Genomic DNA, 19562 nt, shown 5'->3' with positions numbered 1-19562 from the left:
CGGGCGCCCGGCGCGATCCCCTGGGACAGGCCCCCGGAGGAAGGCCGGGAGGAGGCCGGGCGGAAGGCCTCGAGGCTGTCGGGTCGTTTCGCTGCCGGCGGCCCCCTCCTTGGAGGACGATGGACGCGCTGTCCCGACGTGACGTCCTGGAGTGGGCCATGGCCGAGAGCGTGCCGGTGCGGTGTCCGGCCTGCCGCCGCGAGCACCTCTTCGCCGCGTCGTCGTACCCGTGCGTCTGCGGCGCCCCCGTCACTCCCCCGCTCGACCGCCTCGCGGATCCCGTACCCGTGACGCACCGCGTCTGGGACGACGACTGGGTGACGGTGCCCTGCGACGCCTGCGGCCGCGAGGACGAGTGGCCCCATCCGGAACTGGGCTGCGCGTGCGGGACCGTGCTGCGGATTCCGGTACGAGGGGTACGGCCAGGAGGGCTGCGGCGACCGCCGCGCGCCGAGATCGCGCCGGACACCGCCGCCGAGCCGGACCCCGACCGGGACGGGACCCCCGCGCGCTCACCGCACACGACCGGGGCCCACGCCCCGCACACCAGCGATGCGCCTGCCTCACAGGGAGCCGGGACAACGACCCCGCGGGCCGCCGAGGTGTCGTCGGCACCCGGCGCGGGCGCCGGGCCGGCGCGGTCCGTCGACGCCCCCTCGGCCGGTGGCCCCGCTGCGGACGGCGGCCGTCACGCGGGCGACCCGCCCCCGGACGGAGGAGCGCCCGCCGCCCCCGGCCGCTCCCGGCTTCCCGACGCCGCCCCGACACCCCGTCCGGCGTTCCAGCCGGTCACCATCCGCACCGCGCGGGACGCCGTGACGGCCGCCGCGCTGTATCTGCGATGGCTCGGCTACCGCGACATCCGCGGGGCTGATCAGCGACCGCCGTCGGGAATCGGGCTCGCTGGCCGGGGCGTCATGGCCCAGGTGGACCCGACGGTCCGCCCCGCCTCGCTGCGCGACGTGGAGTGCCTGTGGCTGACGGCGATGAGCGAGTCCACGCGGTGCGTCTACTTCTCGCTCGCCGGCTACACGGACGACGCGCGCTCCCGTGCCGACCTGCTCGGGATCCCCCTCTTCGTCCTCGACCTCACCGGCACCCCCCAGCCGGTCAACGCCCCCGCGGACGACCTCACCACCACGGGGGCCTGACCGGTGGACGGCCACCGGGGTCGTGGGACAGCCCTCAGTCCCGGTCGGCGTACGTCTCGCGCAGTTCGATCTTCCGTACCTTGCCGGACACCGTCATCGGGAAGGCCTCCAGGATCCGCAGGCGGCTGGGGATCTTGTAGTGGGCCAGCCGGCCCTCGCAGAAGGCGCGCAGTTCCGCCAGCGTCGGCGGGTCGGCCGGGTCGCGGGCGATGACGCAGGCGAGCACCTCCTCGCCGTACCGCTCGTGGGGCACTCCGACCACCTGGACGTCGGCGATCCTCGGATGGGCGTAGAGGAACTCCTCGATCTCCCGCGGATAGATGTTCTCGCCACCCCGGATGATCATGTCCTTGATGCGGCCGACGATCTCCACGTACCCGTCCTCACGCATCACGGCGAGGTCCCCGGTGTGCATCCAGCGCCCGGGGTCGACGGCCTCGGCGGTCTTCTCGGGCTCGTTCCAGTAACCGAGCATCACGCTGTAGCCCCGGGTGCACAACTCGCCCGAGGTTCCGCGGGACCGGGTCACGCCGTCCACCGGGTCGACGACCTTGACCTCCAGGTGCGGAAGCACCCGGCCGACAGTGCCGGTGCGGTGCTCCAGGTCGTCGTCCCGGCGGGTCTGCAGGGAGACCGGCGAGGTCTCGGTCATGCCGTAGCAGATGGAGACCTCCGCCATGTGCATCTCGGCGACCACCCGTTTCATCACCTCGACCGGGCACGGCGAGCCCGCCATGATCCCGGTACGGAGCGAGGACAGGTCGTACGTCGCGAAGTCGGGGAGGTTCAGCTCCGCGATGAACATGGTCGGGACGCCGTACAGCGAGGTGCAGCGCTCGTCCTGGACGGCGCGCAGCGTCGCCGCGGGGTCGAAGGACGGGGCCGGGACGACGATGCACGCGCCGTGCGAGGTCGCCGCGAGGTTTCCCATCACCATGCCGAAGCAGTGGTAGAAGGGCACCGGGACGCAGATGCGGTCCTGCTCGGTGTAGGCGATCGACTCACCGACGAAATAGCCGTTGTTGAGGATGTTGTGATGGGAGAGCGTGGCCCCCTTGGGGAAGCCCGTGGTCCCCGAGGTGTACTGGATGTTGATCGGGTCGTCGCAGGACAGCTCGCTCCCGCGGGTCCGGAGCTCCTCGCGCGACGCGGCGGTGCCGCGCCCGGTCAGCGCGTCCCAGCTCGGGTCGCCGATGTAGACGGTCTCCCGCAACTGCGGGCAGTTGCGCCGTACTTGTTCGACCATCCCCCGGTAGTCGCTGGTCTTGTGACGGAGGGAGGCGACGAGCAGCGAGATGCCGGCCTGCCGGAGAACGTACTCGACCTCGTGGGTGCGGTAGGCGGGGTTGATGTTCACCATCACCGCGCCGATGCGGGCGGTCGCGTACTGGACGAGCACCCACTCCGGGCAGTTGACCGCCCAGATACCGACCCGGTCGCCCTTGGCGATGCCGGAGGCGAGCAGCGCTGACGCCAACCGGTCGACGTCGGCGGCGAATTCGGCGTACGTCCAGCGCCGCCCGGACGGCACGTCGACGAGGGCCTCCCGGTCCGGCCAGGCCGACACCGTCCGGTCCAGGTTGGCCCCGATCGTGTCGCCCAGCAGGGCGGTCCCGCTCGTGCCGTGCGTGTAGGCGAGTTCTGTCACCGGAAGTCCTCCTCGCGGTACTCGGCGTCCGAGCCCGTGGCCGTGGCCTCGCGCAGCTCGATCCGGCGGATCTTGCCCGACACCGTCTTGGGCAGCTCGCCGAACTCCAGGCGCCGGATGCGCTTGTAGGGCGCGAGGACCGTGCGCGAGTGCTCGAAGAGCACCTTGGCGAGGTCGGGGCCTGGTTCGTGGCCCGCCGCGAGGACGACGTACGCCTTCGGGACGGCGAGCCGCAGTGCGTCGGGGGCCGGGACGACGGCCGCCTCGGCCACCGCCTCGTGCTCCAGCAGCGCGCTCTCCAGCTCGAAGGGCGAGATCTTGTAGTCGGAGGCCTTGAAGACGTCATCGGCCCGGCCCACGTACGTGATGTAGCCGTCGGCGTCGCGTGCGCCGATGTCGCCCGTCCGGTAGTAGCCGCCCGCCATCGCCTCCGCGGTGCGGTCGGGGTCGCCGTGGTAGCCGGTCATCAGACCCACCGGCCTGCCCGACAGGTCGAGCGCGATCTCCCCCTCGTCCGCGCCCGGCGCGCCGGAGACCGGGTCGAGGAGCTCGACGCGGAAGCCGGGGCTGGGCCGCCCCATGGAGCCCGTCTTGAGCTGCTGCCCGGGGCTGTTGGAGACCTGGACGGCCGTCTCGGTCTGCCCGAAACCGTCCCGGACGGTGACGCCCCAGGCGCGCCGCACCTGTTCGATGACCTCAGGGTTGAGCGGCTCGCCCGCGGCGACGGCCTCACGCGGCGGCGTCGGCAGCTGTGCCAGGTCGGCCTGGATGAGCATGCGCCACACGGTGGGCGGGGCGCAGAAGGTGGTGACCCCGGCCCGGTCCATCTCCGCGAGCAGCCGGCCCGCGTCGAAGCGCGTGTAGTTGTGGATGAAGACGGTGGCCTCCGCGTTCCAGGGCGCGAAGAGGTTGGACCAGGCGTGCTTGGCCCAGCCCGGCGAGGAGATGTTCAGGTGCACGTCGCCGGGTTTGAGCCCGATCCAGTACATCGTCGACAGATGGCCGATCGGGTAGGAGGCGTGCGTGTGCTCGACGAGTTTGGGGCGGGCGGTGGTGCCGGAGGTGAAGTAGAGCATCAGCGGGTCGTCCGAGTGGGTCACACCGTCCGGCTCGAACGACGCGTCGGCGGCGTACGCCTCCTCGTACGAGTGCCAGCCGGGCCGTGGGCCACCGACCGTGATCCGGGTGTGCCGGCCGGGCACCTCGTCGAACTTCGCGGTGTCCTCGGCGCGCACGATCACGTGCCGGACCCGGCCGCGCTCGACGCGGTCGCGCAGATCGGCCGGGCCGAGCAAGGTGGTCGCCGGGATGACGACGGCACGCAGCTTCATCGCGGCGAGGGCCGTCTCCCACAGCTCGACCTGGTTGCCGAGCATGACGAGGATCCGGTCCTCGGCGCGGACGCCCCGCGCGCGCAGCCAGTTGGCCAGCCGGTCGGAGCGCTCGGACAGCGCGGCGAAGGAGAACTCGGCGCGCCCGCCGTCCTCCTCGACGATGTGCAGGGCGGTGCGGTCGTTGTCCCGCGCGATGACGTCGAACCAGTCGAGTGCCCAGTTGAAGGTGTCCGGGCGCGGCCACTCGAAGCCCTGGTACGCCGTCGCGTAGTCCTCCCGGTGCTCCAGCAGGAAGTCCCGCGCGGCGCGGAATCGCTCCGTCGCGCCCGTCGTCACCGTCATGTGTCCTCCTCGTTGCCGGACCTCCGCCTAACATCGTGTATTCCGTTAGGGAGGTCTCACTACCCCCGAACGGGGGTGCGCCGCGACGAAGGGGCGAACAGGTGGCAGCAGAAGCGGCCGACGCGGTGGAGATGCGCGCCGCGCTGGTAGGGCTGCGGCGCGCCACGGGACTGCCGGTCGCGTTCGGCGGCCTGGTCGAGCCCGGGCGCGCGCAGGTGCGCATCAGCGAACTCAGCGGCACGGCGACGCCCGCGCTCAGCGCGCTCGCGGTGTCCTCGGGCAATGGTCTGGGCGGCAAGGCGGTGGCCCTCGCGCGGCCTTGCGCGGTGACGGACTACTCGGCCTCGCGGCAGATCAGCCACGAGTACGACATGGCGGTCGCCACCGAGGGGCTGTGCTCGGTGCTGGCGGTGCCCGTGGTCGTACGCCGCCGGGTGCGCGGCGTGCTGTACGGCGCCCTGCGGACGGCGCAGCCCCTGGGTGACCGCACGCTCGGCGCGGCCGTGGCGGCGGCCCGGGACGTGGAGCAGGCGCTGGTCGTACGGGACGAGGCGCGGGGTCTGCTGGCCGTCGCGCGGGAGCCCGAGCCGGTGGCGGGAAGCGCCGCGTGGGAGGGAGTGCGGGAGGCGCACGGGGCGTTGCGGGCGCTGGCACCGCGTATCGGCGACCCGGCGCTGCGGGCCGAACTCCTCGACGCGTGCGGGCGTCTGGCCGGGGCGGCGGCCCCCGAGCCCGGCGGCCCGCACGTCGGGCTCGCCCCGCGCGAGGTGGACGTCCTGGCCTGTGTCGCGGCCGGGGCCACCAACGGAAGCGCGGCACAGCGGCTGGGGCTGCGTCCGGAGACGGTCAAGGGATATCTGCGGTCGGCGATGCGCAAGCTCGGCGCCCACACGCGGTGGGAGGCGGTGATCGCGGCCCGCCGCGCCGGACTGCTGCCGTAGGAAGAGCCGTTGTCCGGGCGGCGGGTCCACGCGGACGGCGGGCGTCCGGCGGCGGCCGACCGGGACTTTCCATTCAATCGGACACGGCCTGAAATACCCCATGCATAGCTCCTGTTATTTCCCTCACCACCCCGAGAGTCCGAAATTCAAAGAGTTATTGCCTAACATTGGCCCGGACACGACATGCGAGGGGAGCGGTGAGCGTGCGAGGGGACTTCAAGGAACCTGCGAGACCCCGCCCCGACCTGGTCATCGGCCGGGAGGAGCTCTTCGCTGCGGCACGCGACCAGCTCGCCGGCGGGGGCAGCCTGCTGGTGCACGGCCCCGCCGGAATAGGAAAGTCGACCGTCCTGCGGGCGCTGGCCGCGGAAAGCGCCGAATCGGCGCACACCGTGTTGCGCTGCTCCGCGACCGAGTCCGAATCGCATCTGCCCTTCCTCGCGCTGACCGACCTGCTCGGTCTGGTGGTGGACACGGTCTCGGACCGGCTGCCCGCACCGCAGCGCACCGCCCTGGAGTCGGCCCTCACCGGCCGCGGGGAGTCGACCCTGCAACGGGACGGGCTCGCCCTGCGGCTCGCGGTCCTCTCCGTGCTCCGGGCGCTGGCCGCGCGGGGCCCCGTCCTGATCGTCGCCGACGACCTGCAGTGGCTGGACCCGGCCAGCGCCGAGCTGCTCGGCTTCGCCGCCCGCCGGCTCGGCGACATGCCCGTACGGATGCTGTCCGCCGTGCGTACCGACACGGATCCGCAGGACCAACAGCACGACCCCTATCTACGCGCGTCCCCGCCGAACACCCTGGCCGTGCGGCTCAACCCGCTCTCCCGGGCGCAGACCGCCGAACTCCTCGGCCACCGCGGCCACACCGGGCTGTCGCGGTCCACCGTCCGGGACATCCACCGCACCAGCGGCGGCAACCCGCTCTTCGCCCTGGAACTGGGCCGCGCGCTCGCCGAGAGCCCGACCCGGCCGAGCCCCGGGGAAGCGCTGCCCGTACCGACCTCGCTGCGCGCGCTCGTCCTCAGCCGTCTGGAGATGCTGTCCGCCGAGGCCCGCCGCACCCTGCTCGTCGCGAGTGCGGGCGCCCGCCCCACGCTGGCGCTGCTGCACGCGGCCGGGCGTGAGGACGCCGAGGCGGAGACCGCGCACGCGGCCTCCCTCGGACTGCTCGCGACCGAGCGCGAGACACCCGGTATCCGTTTCGCGCACCCCCTCATCTCCGCCGCCCTGTACGCGGAGGCGAGCGCCGCCGAGCGCCGCGCCGCGCACGTCGCGCTCTCCACGGCGGCCTCCGACCCCATCGAGCGGGCCCGGCACCTCGCCCTGGCCACGACCGGCACCGATCCGCAGGTCGCGGCGCGGCTCGGGGAGGCAGCGGCCGCGGCCCGGGATCGCGGCGCGCCGTCTATCGCCGCCGGACTCGGACTGCTCGCCGCCCGGCACACCCCCGTGGACGCCGAGCCCGGCCCGGACGAGCGGCGGTTGCAGGCGGCCGAGGACGCGCTGACCGCCGGGGAGTCGGACCTCGCGCGGGACATCGCCCGCGACACGCTGCGCCGGGTCACCGCGGCGGCCGACCGCGTACGCGCCTGGATGGTCGTCATCGACGCGGCGGGCCAGGCCATGGCCGAGGTCGACGCCGTCTTCCCGCAGGCGCTCGCGGACGCGGGTGACGACCCGCGGCTGCTCGCGCTCGTGCGCTACCAGCTCGCCTGGCGGGCCCTGCTGGTCGAGGGTGAGATGACCAAGGGCCGTGAGGAGGCCGCCATCGCGGCGCAGCTCGCCGCCCGCGCCGGGGACCGGCCCACCGAACTCCTCGCGCTCGGTTTCCAGGCGCAGATGGAGACCCTGATGGGGCACCCGGCCGCACCCGCGACCATCCAGCGGGCGCTGCGCGAGCCGCAGGACCCCCGGGTGGCGTGCGACCACAACGGCGCCGGCGCCGTCCGCTTCCGCTGGCTGATCATGGGCGACCAGCTCGCCGAGGCGCGGACCACGATCACCGCGCTGCTGCGCGAGGTGCGGCGGCGCGGGATGGTCGAGAGCGAGCTGCACTTCCTGCGCGGGCTCGCGGAGACCGAGCTGCGTTCCGGGCACTGCGGGCGGGCACTGGACCTGGCCCGCGAGAGCCTGCGGCTGGCCCGTGACACGGGGATCGGCGAGGCGGCGACCGCCATGCTCACCTCGCTCGCGGAGGCCGCGGGCGGTGACGTCGACCGGGCGCTCGCGCTCGCTCGCGAGGCCGTGGACCGCGCCGAGGAGGACGGCGACCTGGTCTATCTCTCGCGCGCCCTCGGCGCCCTCGGGCACGCCCAGCTGGTCGCCGGGGACTTCGTGGCGGTGGTCCGGTCCCTGCGCCGGGTACGGGAGCTGGAGGAGCGGCTCGGGGTCACCGACCCGGCCCGCGGCCGCTGGCACGGCGACCTCGCGGAGGCGCTGGTGCGGATCGGTGAGCCGGTCGAGGCGCAGGACGTCATCGACGCCACGCGGGCGCGGGCCCTGCGGCTCGGCCGCGAGAGCGTGCTCGCGGTGCTCGACCGGGCCGAGGCGCTGGTCCGGGCGGCGCGCGGCGAACAGGCTGCCGCCGTACGGCAGCTGACCGCGGCGCAGGACCGGCTCGGCAAGCTGGGCTACGGGCTGGAGGAGGCCCGCGCCGCGTACGCCCTGGCCGGTGTGCGGACCCTCCCGCACGCTCTCGGCCTCGCGCGGGCAGGGGTGACCCCCACGCCGGGCCCGACCTCGTACGACGAGGCGACCCGCCTGTTCCGCCGCTGCCGTGCGCTGCCCTGGCTGCGTCAGGTGGAGACGGCGACCGCGACGGCGGCGACCGCGACCGGGCCCACGCCGGCCGCGCTGGCCCCCGCCGCGCTCGACAGCCTCGCGGCGACGGAGCGTCAGGTCGCCGCACTCGTCATGGAGGGCGCCACGAACCGCGAGATCGCCGCGCGCCTGTTCATCAGCGTCAAGACGGTGGAGGCCACGCTCACCCGGGTGTACCGGAAACTGGGGATCCGGTCGCGGGTGGACATCGTCCGGCTGGCGGCGCGGCGCCGGAACGGGTGAAGGCGGGTACGGGGTCACGCCTCGGCGGTCGGGTCGCCCCGGGGCGTCGCACGCCGTCCCTGACCTTCCGTCACCAACCCCTGGACCAGGGCCGGTCGGGCCGTCCGGTGGGGGTGGGTGACGCCGCGCAGGGCGGTGCGGGCCGTCAGGAGGGGCGGACCTTACGCTAAACCCCGGTCCCTGCCGCCAAGGGTTTTCCCTCCCCCAACTCCGGTAGGGGGTTCCCCTCTTGGAAGCGGAACGCTCGCGCTTCTAGCGTGAGCGTCGTGCCGCTCGCTCGGGCACACGTCGTCCGCCCACGGACGCCGTGTCGAACCCCCCACACCCGTGCGTCCCCCCACCGGCAACTTCTGAGGAGATCCATGTTCGGGCTCAACCGCGCCACGAAGACAGCCGCTCTCTGTACGGCGGCCGCCGCCGCCGCGACCGCCCTCCTGTGCGCACCGGGCGCCGTCGCCGCCCCCCAGCCGATCGTCGGCGGCACCACGACCACCACGACCGCGTACCCGTTCATGATGCAGATCACGGACGCCTCGCAGAACCAGTTCTGCGGCGGCACCCTGGTCGCGGCCAACAAGGTCGTCACCGCTGCCCACTGCATGGTCGGCGAGACGACGAGCAGTGTCCGCGCCGTCGGCGGCAGAACGTACCTCAACGGTACGAACGGCACCGTCAGCAAGGTCAGCAAGATCTGGATCAACCCCGGCTACACGGACGCCACCAACGGCGACGACGTGGCCGTGCTGACCCTGTCGACGTCGATGTCGTACACCCCGGCGTCGTACGTCGCCTCCACGAACACCGGCGTGTACGCCGCCGGCACCACCGCCCGCATCGTCGGCTGGGGCACCACCTCGGAGAACGGCGGCTCCTCCAACCAGCTGCGCACCGCGACCGTCCCGACCGTCTCGGACTCCAGCTGCAGGACTTCGTACGGCTCCGACTACGTGGCCTCCGACATGGTCTGCGCCGGCTACACCAACGGCGGCACCGACACCTGCCAGGGCGACAGCGGCGGCCCGCTGCTCATCGGTGGTGTGCTGGCCGGCATCACGTCCTGGGGCAACGGCTGCGCGGAGGCCGGCTACCCCGGCGTGTACACCCGCCTGACGACCTTCTCGAACCTGGTGAAGACGCAGATCAACTCGTAGTCACCGAAAACTTCCTGAGCATCGCTCAGGGCCATACCAGGGGGCGTTGCGGGCCTCCACGAGCGGCCCGCAACGCCCCCTGTTCCAACGCCCCCCGTGCCACGACACAGGGGTACGGGCGGATGCGGCAGGCGCATCCGAGGCGGTCCTACCCGGTGACGGTCCCGAAGCGGATGTCGTACGACCCGTCGCCGGACATCACCCGGAGCATCCGCTCCGCCTCTCCCACCACCTCGTCCCGCTGCCCCTTCGCGAGCCCGCCGAAGGGCTCGACGGTGAGGACGTTCCCGTCCTGCCGCCACACCCCCGCCAGGAATCCGTCGACGAGCAGGGTGCGGTACGCCTGGTTGCCCGCCCAGGTGCGCCCCTTGAGGCCGGCGGGCACCACCCGGGAGCGGTCGGCGTGCCCGAGGAGCAGGTTGTCGAACTCGGGCAGGAGACGCGGCGGGGCCGGAGTGTCCGCGTCGGGGCGGGGCGCGTCCGGAAGGTCGAAGAGCTCGGCCCCCTTCTCGTCGCGGAACGTGACCAGCCGTGGCCGCAGCCGCTCGAACGCCTCCCGGAGCCGGGTCAGCCCCGCCCAGGCCTGCATGTCCTTGACGGAGGCGGGCCCGAAGGCGGCCAGATAGCGCAGCACGGTCGCGTCGGGAGCGGGCGTGGGCTCGGCGGGGCGGCCGAGCCAGTGCTCGGCCGTGGTCAGCGCGACCTGACCGCTGCGGCCCCACAGTCCGCGCGGGGTGACCTGGACGAGCGGCAGCCGGCAGCGCGCGGCGACCGAGAGCGCGAACGGGTCGGCGTCCGGCCACTGCGCGAGCAGCGCCTCCCTCAGCTGCTTCATGGTCCGCGGCTCGGACTCCACCAGCTCTCGGCTGATCACGGCGAGCCGCTCCAGGTCGACGCCCACGAGCCCCTTGCGGAAGGCCTTGAGTTCGCGGTCCCGGGCGGCCTGCACGAGCGGGCGCAGCGAGAGCGCGTCGTCGGCGGTGTGCGTGTGGATGGTGGAGCGCAGGGTGACGATGCGGACGACGGCACGGTCCGCCATGGCCGTCGACAGATCCTCGGGCCGGAACCCTTCGAGGCGGGCGGCGAGGGCGTAGTACGGCGGTCTCACGTTCTGCGCCTGAAGACCGACGAGGTGGCCGACGGTCTCCGTGGCGGTGAGAGCGGCGGACCGGCGCAGCAGGTGCTGGCGCTCCAGCGTCGCGCGGTTGAGGGCACGGGGGCCGAGCACGGGCACGGCGGGGGAAGCCTGGCCCGCGCGCGCCTTCGCCTGTGTCCTGGCGTGTGCCTTCGTATACGCCTTCGTATCTGCGCCCACCTGCGCCTTCGCCTGCGCGTCCGTCCACGCCTTCGCCTGCGCGTCCGTCTGCGTACCGCCGCCGTACGCCTCTGCGCCGCGTGCCTCCGGGGAGTCCGCCGTCGTGCCGTTCGTCCTCGTCATGCCCCGCACGCTAACGAGGCTTGCGGACAGCTCCGGTCCGCGATTCCCGGCGAAGCTGTGCCCGGTCGGTACGCCCGCCCCCTTCCCGTGACATTTGACCCGTATATCCTGCTCCGTGATCACACACACGTACGGACCGACATGGGAGGCAGCCGCAATGTCCGAGCGACGCCCCCGCCCGGCCGCCAGGAACGGCAAGAAGTCCGTCTGGCGGCGCGCCCTCAACCCACCGGCCGCGCCCCCCGTCGCACCCCCGGCGCCCCGCCCCGACCCGCCGGCCACGGAACTCTCCGACACCGGCAGCGTCGTCCAGGCGGCCCTGTACCGCGACGGCGTACGCGTCTCGACGCCCGCGTCCCTCGCCGACACCTTCCGGGAACTGCGCGACCAGCCGGACGGCATGGCGTGGATCGGCCTGGCCCGGCCCACGGAGGCCGAACTCCTCTCCCTGGCCGCCGAGTTCGACCTGCACCCGCTCGCCGTCGAGGACGCCATGGAGGCACACCAGCGGCCGAAGCTGGAGCGCTACGGCGAAACGCTCTTCGTCGTGCTGCGCGCCGCGCGCTATCTGGACGCGCTGGAGGAGGTCGACTTCGGCGAGCTGCACGTGTTCGTGGGCCCCGACTTCCTGATCACGGTCCGGCACGGCGCGGCGCCGGACCTCTCCGCGGTGCGACGGCGGATGGAGGACACCACGGAGCTGCTGAAGCTCGGCCCGGAGGCCGTCCTCTACGCGATCCTCGACTCCGTCGTCGACGGGTACGTGCCCGTCGTCTCCGGTGTCCAGAACGACATCGACGAGATCGAGACGGAGGTGTTCCGCGGCGACCCCGCGGTCTCCCGCCGCATCTACGAACTCTCCCGCGAGATGGTCGAGTTCCAGCGGGCCACCCGTCCCCTGGTCGGCATGCTGCACGCGCTGATGGCCGGCTTCGCCAAGTACGGCACCGACGAGGAACTGCAGCGCTACCTCCGCGACGTCGCCGACCACGTCACCCACACCAGCGAACGCGTCGACGGCTTCCGCCAGGCCCTCGCCGACATCCTCACCGTCAACGCGACCCTGGTCACCCAGCAGCAGAACGCCGAGATGCGCGCCCTGGCCGAGGCGGGCTTCGAGCAGAACGAGGAGATCAAGAAGATCTCCTCATGGGCGGCCATCCTGTTCGCCCCGACACTGGTCGGGACGATCTACGGGATGAACTTCCGGAGCATGCCGGAGTTGCACTGGGTGCTCGGGTACCCCTTCGCGATCATCCTGATGGCGATCGTCTGCACCAGTCTGTACGTCATCTTCAAGCGGAAGGACTGGCTCTGAGAAGTCGCCGCGAGAGAAGTTCGGGACCACACCGCGGCGACGTCGGCCGCGTACCGGGCCCGACCTGCGGCCTCCTCCGGCAGGAGTTGCCCAAGCAGCTCGGCCGGCTGCACACGCAGTACCGCGGCGACGCGGACCAGGCCCTGCAGCGGGGGGGTCCGCGTCCCGCTCCCGACGGGTCTCACGCCCGCTGTCCCAGCGCCCCGACCGCCAGCCACTGCCCCGGTTCCGCAGGGCCCGGGAGGGCCCGACATCGCCGGGACAGCCGGTCACCGGCGCCTACGCCCGCCGATTCACCGGCCGCTGGAGACCGCGTAGTACTGAAGGTCCTGCACCGTGGCCGTTCGCCGTGCCGGATAGCGGGTCGTGACGGCCGCGGCGGTGTCGCCCGCGCGCCGGATCACGACCTCGGTTCGGCCCGGGCTCAGTGGCAGGTCCTGGGCGGACACGCCGACGGGAGCTCGGTAGGCGTGGGGCACGGTGCCCACGCGCGCGGACACCTCGGCGGGTGCCGTCAGGTAGGTGAGCAGTTCCACCTGGTCGCGGGGCGGAGCGGTGCCCGGACGCGGGCGCATCAGGCGGGGCTGGAGCGAGGCGGTGCCGTCCTGTGTGAACTGGACACGGGAGGTGACGTACACGGTGTCGCGGACGATCTGCGGCCAGGCCCCCGTCTTGAATCGGGTGAGGTAGTACGAGCAGATGTCCAGGTAGGTGCGGCCGTTGTGCAGCGAGGGGGCGAACTGGCTGCCCTCCGAGTAGTCGTTCCAGGTGGTGAGCTGCACCCAGTCCGCACCGTCGGAGATCGCGTGGTTCCAGGTCGACCGCAGGGTGGCGGTGTTGCCGGCCTCGTCGTAGATCCCCTGGTTGGGCCGGGCGTCCTGCACGGACACGGCCTGCATCCACTTCTTCCCCAGCGCATGCGCGAGCTTGATGTCGCCGGGCACGTTGTCCTGGCGGGTGTAGCTGCGGTTGCCCCAGGACGAGAAGGCGTAGCTGATCGGAGCGAACCTCTCGGCGTTGGCACGGAAGTCCAGGAAGACCGGTACGAGCGCGGTGCCGACGCCGTGGTCGCGCAGCCGGGCGGTGACCTGGCCCCACCAGGCGGGGTCCTGGGCCTCGGCCTTGAACGGGGAGACCACGAGGCGCCCGTCGGCCAGCCGGTAGGCGGACGGGGACGCCGCCAGCCGGGCCAACTGGTCGGCGAGAGTGCGCGGGTCGGTGCGCAGGGAGGTCATGTCCGGCATCAGCACGATCCGGAAGCCGGGATCGACGTGCCGCGCCGCGCGCAGCAGCAGGTCGACGCGCTGACGGTTGGCGCCGGTCAGGGAGAGGATGTCGACGGTGAATCCGTCGAGCCCGGCGTCACGGGCCGTCCTCACCTCTCGTTCCAGATTGGCGAGTTGCCAGTCCCCGCCGGACGGTGTCACGGGCAGGGGCCGGTCGCGCAGCAGTCCGCCGTACGCCGCGTGCTTGCCCTGTTCGCCCTGTGGCGTGAGGTAGTTGCGGGTGTAGTAGTCGCGATCGGCGGGCTGGTTGTCGAGAGAGAGCGGATACGGCGGGAAGTAGTGCGCGAAGACCTTGTGCGGGCCGGCGCGCAGCGTACCGGCGGCCGGCAGGTCGAAGGGGAGCGCCGCGGTGTTCGTCCGCTCGGCGCGGGGCGCGGGGTCCTCCCGGTCGCGGGCCAGCCCGGTGCCGGCGATCAGCCCGATCAGGAGCAGGCCGAGAACGGCACCGAGTGCGGTGCGCCGTCGTCGGCCTGACGTCTTACGGTGCCGGCGCGCTGGACGAGCGGGCTGTTCCGTCATGGGTGTCCTCCGCGGACGCCGATGGGCCACCGGGGCGAACTGTACTGTACGGGCGGCCCGCTGGGTGACCAGATGTCATCGGACGGGAACCTTGGGTGATCGTCGCCGTCGTGTCAGGATGTCGTGGCACCGAGCCGGTCGACGTCGTGCGACTGAAGGTAGTCGTCGACGGTGTCCTTGCGCATGGACCGCCACAGGTCGGCGCCGGCCCCCGCGTCCAGGAGGACCACGGACTGGCCGGAGATCATGTCGGTCCCCTTGGCGGGAGCGTTCATGAACACCATGTTCCCGGGGCGCACGTTCCTGTTGTCCCACAGCAGGTCGCGCAGGTCGCCGTCGCCGAGCCGGTCGTCGACGCTCACGGCGGCGGTGAGGTCGTCCAGCACCTTGCCGGCCTTGACGGGGTTGGTGAAGGTCGAGGGGCGCATGACCTTGGCCAACACCGTTCGCAGGAAGTACTGCTGACGGTGAGTCCGGTCGAAGTCGCCGCGGGCGAGGTGGTGGCGCTCACGCACGTAGGTGAGGGCCTGGGTGCCGTTCATGTGGCGGCCGGCGCCGTCCACGACGAGGTCCACTCCGCCCAGGGAGTCGGTGAGGTTCTTGAAGCCGTCCCAGTCGATGACGGCGAGATGGTCGACGCGCACCTTGGTCAGCCGCTGCACGGTGTCGATGAGCAGCGGAGGTCCGCCCCAGGAGAAGGCCGCGTTGAGCTTGGCCTTGCCGTGTCCGGGGATGTCCACCCACGCGTCACGGGGCAGCGAGACGACGTACGCGCCGGAGTGGTCGGCCGGGAGGTGGACCAGCATCATCGTGTCACTGCGCTGGGCCCCGTACTTCCACTCGGGGGCCTTGGCGTCCCGGCCCGTGGTGGGCAGCTCGGAGCGGCTGTCGACGCCGACGAGGAGGAAGGTCTGACCACCCTCGGAGGGTGCCGGCTGCGCCGCGGCGGGGACCTGCGTCGGGAAGACTCCGGAGATGCGGTCGACGTTCCCGGTGTAGTGCTTGACGGCCCACCAGGCGACTCCGCCCACCATGAGCAGGCCCACGGCGAAGAGTACGAGCGCCCCGAGGAGGACTCGACGTGCGCGGCTTCTGCGCCGACGCGGCGGCGCACCCGGGCCTGCGGGGGCGTCAACCTCCTTGTCCGAAGGGTCGTTCGCCGGTTCCCGGACGTTCACCGGGCCGGGTATCAGCGAGCCGGATCCGCTCGCCTCTTCCTCCCGGTCCGCGACTTCGTCCCGGCCCGCCACGTCGGCCTCGGTCGTGTTCTTGTCCCCCACCACGCACCCCCACATCAGCCCGGTACGGCCCCTTCCGTACCGGGCGCACACTGTAGCCAGCACGTTCGATGTTCGTACAACTTTTCGTCAGACGGGCACCCGCGAGATCAACCGGCGGGGCCTGCGCGGGATTTCATACGCCTCGGCACTTCTCCATGACGTTCAGGCAAACGCTCACATGCGTACACAAGTTTGCCGTACTGTTCACCATCGTGCCGCATGTTCGACGAATAGGTGTTCGCGACGTTCGGTAACTCGTGCTGCTGAATGTGCCTGGGGGGGTACATGTGGGATGTTCAGGCCACTGATTCCGACAGATCACGCAGGGCGCGCTCGCGGGCGCGCTCCTCGCTTTGGATGGGACGCAAGTCCCGTTGGTATCTACCCGCATCGCTGATCACCGACCTCGTCGGCGCCGGCGTGCCGGTCGCGTTGACGTTCTTCACCGCGCACCAGCCGTGGGCGGTGCCGACCGGCATCGTCGCCGGGCTCGCGTGGGCGGGTGTCCAGTTGTTCCGCTCGCGCTACGCGGCCCGGTCCATCGGCGAGAGCCGGGGCACGCTGCCGGTGCTCCACGACTGGTTCATCCTGCTGGGTGTGCTCGCGGTGGGGCACGCGGCGGCGGGTGTCCGGCTGCGCGCGCCGCTGTGTCTGGCGGCGCTGCTGCCGGCTCTGGTGCTGACACTGCTGTGCCGCAAGGCGGTGCACCGTCATCTCGCGGCGGTGCGCCGCAGGGCGCAGGCCGTGATCAAGGTCCTGGTGGTGGGCGAGGCCGCCGCCGCGGACGGGGTCACCGCGCATCTCGCCGCGCGCACCGATCATCCGTACGTGGCGGTGGGCGCCGTCCCCGTGGGCCCGGGCCCGTTCGCCTCGGGGATCAGGACCGGGGAGCGGCTCGCCGCCACCCCGCCGGAGGCTCCCGGAGAGGACGCCAACCTGGTCATCAGCGCGGTGCACCGGCTCGGCGCCGATCTGGTGCTGGTCGTCCCCGGCGCCGCGACCTCCGGGGAGCGGCTGCGCCGTCTCTCCTGGGGCCTGCACGACGCCGGCATCGAACTCTTCATCGCGCCCGGTCTGGTGGAGGTGTCCGTCAAGCGCCTGGAGACCGGATCCGCCGGCGGGATGTCACTGCTGCGAGTGGCCCCGCCGGTACGGGAGGGCATGCAGCCGCTGCTCAAGGGGATTCTCGACCGCGGCGTCGCCCTGCTGGGCCTGCTCGCGCTGGCGCCGGTGCTGCTGGTGGTCGCGACCGCGGTGAAACTGTCCTCGTCGGGGCCGGTGCTCTACCTCCATGAGCGCGTCGGCATGGCGGGGCGCCCCTTCGTGATGTGGAAGTTCCGCACCATGCGGGTCGGCGCCGACCGCCAGAAGGCGGACCTGGCCGCGGACAACGAGAGCGACGGGCACATGTTCAAGATGCGCCGCGACCCCCGGGTCACCCGGGTCGGGCAACTGCTGCGCCGCACCTCGCTGGACGAACTGCCCCAGCTGGTCAACGTCCTCAAGGGTGACATGTCCCTGGTGGGTCCCCGTCCGCCGCTCGCCGAGGAGGTGGCGCGCTACACGCCCGTCGAGTGGCGCCGGCTGTCCGTACGGCCGGGCATGACCGGTCTGTGGCAGATCAGCGGACGCTCGGACCTCTCCTGGGACGAAACGATTCAGCTGGATCTCAGCTACGTCGACAACTGGTCGTTCACCAGTGATGTGGACGTCATGGCCCGCACGTTCCGCGCCGTCGTCGACGGCCGCGGGGCCTACTGAGAGCGCCGCCCGTGACCGCAGAGTGCCCCGGCGCGCGCCGCGCGCCGGGGCCCGTGAAGCAGCCGGGTCCGTCAGCCGTCGACGCCGTCGCGCCAGTGGGCGTAGGTGGCGGCGATGCCGTCGCGCAACGGGATCGCCGGCTTCCAGCCGAGTTCCGCGATCCGCGAGATGTCGAGCAGCTTGCGCGGGGTGCCGTCGGGCCGGTTCGTGTCCCACGCGATCCGGCCGGTGAAGCCGGTGACCTCGGCGACCGTCGCGGCCAGTTCGCTGATGGTGAGGTCGTTGCCGCAACCGACGTTGACCGGCTCGTCACCGTCGTAGGAGCGCAGCAGCACCGCGCAGGCCGCGGCGAGGTCGTCCACGTGCAGGAACTCCCGGCGCGGGGTGCCACTGCCCCACAGGACGATCTCCTCGCGGCCCTCGGCCGCGGCCTCGTGGAAGCGGCGGATGAGCGCGGGCAGGACGTGCGACGTCTCCAGGTCGAAGTTGTCACCGGGCCCGTAGAGATTGGTCGGCATGGCGCTGATGTACGACGCGCCGTACTGGCGCCGGTAGGACTGCACCTGGACGATGCCCGCGATCTTGGCGAGTGCGTACGCCTCGTTGGTGGGCTCCAGAGGACCGGTGAGCAGCGCGTCCTCGCTGATCGGCTGGGGGGCGTGCTTGGGGTAGATGCAGGACGACCCGAGGAAGAGCAGGCGGCCCACGCCGGCGGCGTGGGCCCCGGCTATCACGCTGAGCTGGATCTGGAGGTTCTCCTCCAGGAACTGCACCGGCTGGGTGCTGTTGGCCATGATGCCGCCGACCTTCGCGGCGGCGAGCACCACCGCGTCGGGGCGCAGGGCGGCGAGTTCGAGCGCGGTGCGCGCGGCGTCGCGCAGGTCCAGTTCGGCGCGGGTACGGGTGAGCACCTCGTGTCCTTCGGCGGCGAGCCGGCGGGCCACGGCGGAGCCCACCAGGCCACGGTGGCCGGCGACGAAGACACGGGCGCGTTCGGGCAGGAGCGATGCGGTCATGAGCCGGATCATGCCAGGGACCGCGCGATCAGTACGCCCGTATCGCCAACTCGGGTGATATTTACAACAATTCATGACATACGACCCGTGCTTCGCGGGCGTACGGACCGGATCCGTCCCCTCGGCGGGTCCGGCAGGGAGGGGAACCCCGCATGACCAAGACCGCGCTGATCACCGGCGTGACCGGACAGGACGGCTCGTACCTGGCGGAGCTTCTGTTGTCGAAGGGATACCGGGTGCACGGCCTGGTGCGGCGGTCGTCCAGCTTCAACACCGAGCGGATCGACCACATCTACCAGGGCCCCCAGGAGGCGGAGCGCCGCTTCGTGCTGCACCACGCCGACCTCGCGGACGGGGTGGCGCTGGTGAACCTGCTGCGCGAGATACAGCCGGACGAGGTGTACAACCTGGGCGCCCAGTCCCATGTGCGGGTCTCCTTCGACGCGCCGCTCTACACCGGCGACGTGACCGGACTGAGTACGCTGCGGTTGCTGGAGGCCATCCGGGCGAGCGGGGTCGAGACCCGTATCTACCAGGCCTCGTCCTCGGAGATGTTCGGTTCCACACCGCCCCCGCAGACCGAGGACACTCCCTTCCACCCGCGCAGCCCGTACGGCGCCGCGAAGGTCTTCGCGTACTGGACGACCGTCAACTACCGCGAGGCGTACGGCATGTTCGCGGTCAACGGCATCCTGTTCAACCACGAGTCGCCGCGCCGGGGCGAGACCTTCGTGACCCGTAAGATCACCCGCGCCGTCGCCCGGATCAAAGCCGGCCTTCAGGACCGTCTCTACCTGGGCAATCTCGACGCGGTCCGCGACTGGGGGTACGCGCCCGAGTACGTCGAGGCCATGTGGCGGATGCTCCAGCACGACGAGCCGACGGACTACGTGGTCGCCACCGGAGTCCCGGCCAGTGTGCGGCAGTTCCTGGAGACCGCGTTCGCCCACGCCGACCTCGACTGGAACGAGCACGTGCGCTACGACCCCAAGTACGAGCGCCCCAGCGAGGTCGACGCACTGATCGGTGACGCGTCCAAGGCACGCGAGACGCTGGGCTGGCGGCCCACGGTCCTGGTCGAGGAGCTGGCGCGGATCATGGTCGACGCCGATGTGCGGCAGGTGGAGAAGCAACTCGCCGGTGCCGTCGTGCGCATCGACCGCTGACGCCGGTCGGCCGCGGAGCGACGCCCGCGGAGACGGATGTGGACGCGGAGCGTCGTGAGATAGCCGTGAACACATCGAAATTTCCCACTAGATGAGTCAAGTGCGTTCCATGACGTGTCATGTACTCGTATGGTTCGCGAGCAAACAGT

Annotated in this window: 13 protein-coding genes; 7 read left to right on the top strand and 6 right to left on the bottom strand. The window is 72.0% G+C overall.

The genetic code is table 11. From position 1 onward, the window contains the following. Positions 1 to 317: 317 nt before the first annotated feature. Positions 318 to 1151, top strand: coding sequence for a hypothetical protein (locus OHB41_RS35275; protein ID WP_526025076.1), 834 nt, complete (start codon positions 318 to 320; stop codon positions 1149 to 1151). A gap of 34 nt (positions 1152 to 1185) precedes the next feature. On the opposite strand, the gene OHB41_RS35270 is transcribed toward OHB41_RS35275, so the two are convergent. Next, the gene (locus OHB41_RS35270; protein ID WP_266702811.1) at positions 1186 to 2799 is read right to left on the bottom strand and encodes an AMP-binding protein; all 1614 of its coding nucleotides are present in this window, start codon (positions 2797 to 2799) and stop codon (positions 1186 to 1188) included. Continuing rightward, positions 2796 to 4475 (bottom strand): AMP-binding protein, encoded by a 1680-nt coding sequence (locus OHB41_RS35265; RefSeq protein WP_266702809.1) that lies wholly within the window; start codon positions 4473 to 4475, stop codon positions 2796 to 2798. The genes OHB41_RS35270 and OHB41_RS35265 overlap by 4 nt, the downstream gene beginning before the upstream one ends. A 101-nt stretch (positions 4476 to 4576) precedes the next feature. Here OHB41_RS35265 and OHB41_RS35260 point away from each other — a divergent pair, with 101 nt between their 5' ends. From OHB41_RS35260 to OHB41_RS35250, 3 genes are all read left to right on the top strand, one after another. Further along, on the top strand, positions 4577 to 5416 hold the full coding sequence (locus OHB41_RS35260; RefSeq protein WP_266702807.1) for a helix-turn-helix transcriptional regulator: 840 nt from the start codon (positions 4577 to 4579) through the stop codon (positions 5414 to 5416). Between the two features lie 197 nt (positions 5417 to 5613). Next, positions 5614 to 8478 (top strand): helix-turn-helix transcriptional regulator, encoded by a 2865-nt coding sequence (locus OHB41_RS35255; protein WP_526024998.1) that lies wholly within the window; start codon positions 5614 to 5616, stop codon positions 8476 to 8478. Positions 8479 to 8840: 362 nt separating this feature from the next. After that, a complete protein-coding gene (locus OHB41_RS35250) occupies positions 8841 to 9629 on the top strand; it encodes a S1 family peptidase (RefSeq protein ID WP_266702805.1) in 789 nt (262 codons plus the stop codon). 148 nt (positions 9630 to 9777) lie between these two features. On the opposite strand, the gene OHB41_RS35245 is transcribed toward OHB41_RS35250, so the two are convergent. Further along, positions 9778 to 11067: a winged helix DNA-binding domain-containing protein gene (locus tag OHB41_RS35245; RefSeq protein ID WP_266702803.1), complete on the bottom strand. Its 1290-nt coding sequence runs from the start codon at positions 11065 to 11067 to the stop codon at positions 9778 to 9780. A 157-nt stretch (positions 11068 to 11224) separates the two neighbouring features. Between OHB41_RS35245 and OHB41_RS35240 the strand changes: the two genes are divergently transcribed. Next, the gene (locus OHB41_RS35240) at positions 11225 to 12385 is read left to right on the top strand and encodes a magnesium and cobalt transport protein CorA (RefSeq protein WP_266702801.1); all 1161 of its coding nucleotides are present in this window, start codon (positions 11225 to 11227) and stop codon (positions 12383 to 12385) included. Between the two features lie 293 nt (positions 12386 to 12678). On the opposite strand, the gene OHB41_RS35235 is transcribed toward OHB41_RS35240, so the two are convergent. Together OHB41_RS35235 and OHB41_RS35230 are read right to left on the bottom strand one after the other, a co-directional pair. After that, the gene (locus tag OHB41_RS35235) at positions 12679 to 14190 is read right to left on the bottom strand and encodes a glycoside hydrolase family 71 protein (RefSeq protein ID WP_266702799.1); all 1512 of its coding nucleotides are present in this window, start codon (positions 14188 to 14190) and stop codon (positions 12679 to 12681) included. A gap of 113 nt (positions 14191 to 14303) precedes the next feature. After that, positions 14304 to 15533: an LCP family protein gene (locus OHB41_RS35230; protein WP_266702797.1), complete on the bottom strand. Its 1230-nt coding sequence runs from the start codon at positions 15531 to 15533 to the stop codon at positions 14304 to 14306. Between the two features lie 294 nt (positions 15534 to 15827). On the opposite strand from OHB41_RS35230, the gene OHB41_RS35225 reads away from it, so the two are divergent. Further along, on the top strand, positions 15828 to 17231 hold the full coding sequence (locus OHB41_RS35225) for an exopolysaccharide biosynthesis polyprenyl glycosylphosphotransferase (RefSeq protein WP_266702794.1): 1404 nt from the start codon (positions 15828 to 15830) through the stop codon (positions 17229 to 17231). A 71-nt stretch (positions 17232 to 17302) separates the two neighbouring features. On the opposite strand, the gene OHB41_RS35220 is transcribed toward OHB41_RS35225, so the two are convergent. Further along, positions 17303 to 18247, bottom strand: coding sequence for a GDP-L-fucose synthase family protein (locus OHB41_RS35220; RefSeq protein WP_266702792.1), 945 nt, complete (start codon positions 18245 to 18247; stop codon positions 17303 to 17305). A gap of 152 nt (positions 18248 to 18399) precedes the next feature. On the opposite strand from OHB41_RS35220, the gene gmd reads away from it, so the two are divergent. Then, positions 18400 to 19413, top strand: a complete 1014-nt coding sequence (gene gmd, locus OHB41_RS35215) for a GDP-mannose 4,6-dehydratase (protein WP_266702790.1) — start codon at positions 18400 to 18402, stop codon at positions 19411 to 19413. Positions 19414 to 19562 lie beyond the last annotated feature (149 nt).

The organism is Streptomyces sp. NBC_01571 (assembly GCF_026339875.1).
In the GTDB taxonomy this organism is placed as follows: domain Bacteria; phylum Actinomycetota; class Actinomycetes; order Streptomycetales; family Streptomycetaceae; genus Streptomyces.
This window is presented reverse-complemented; position numbering and strand designations above follow the sequence as displayed.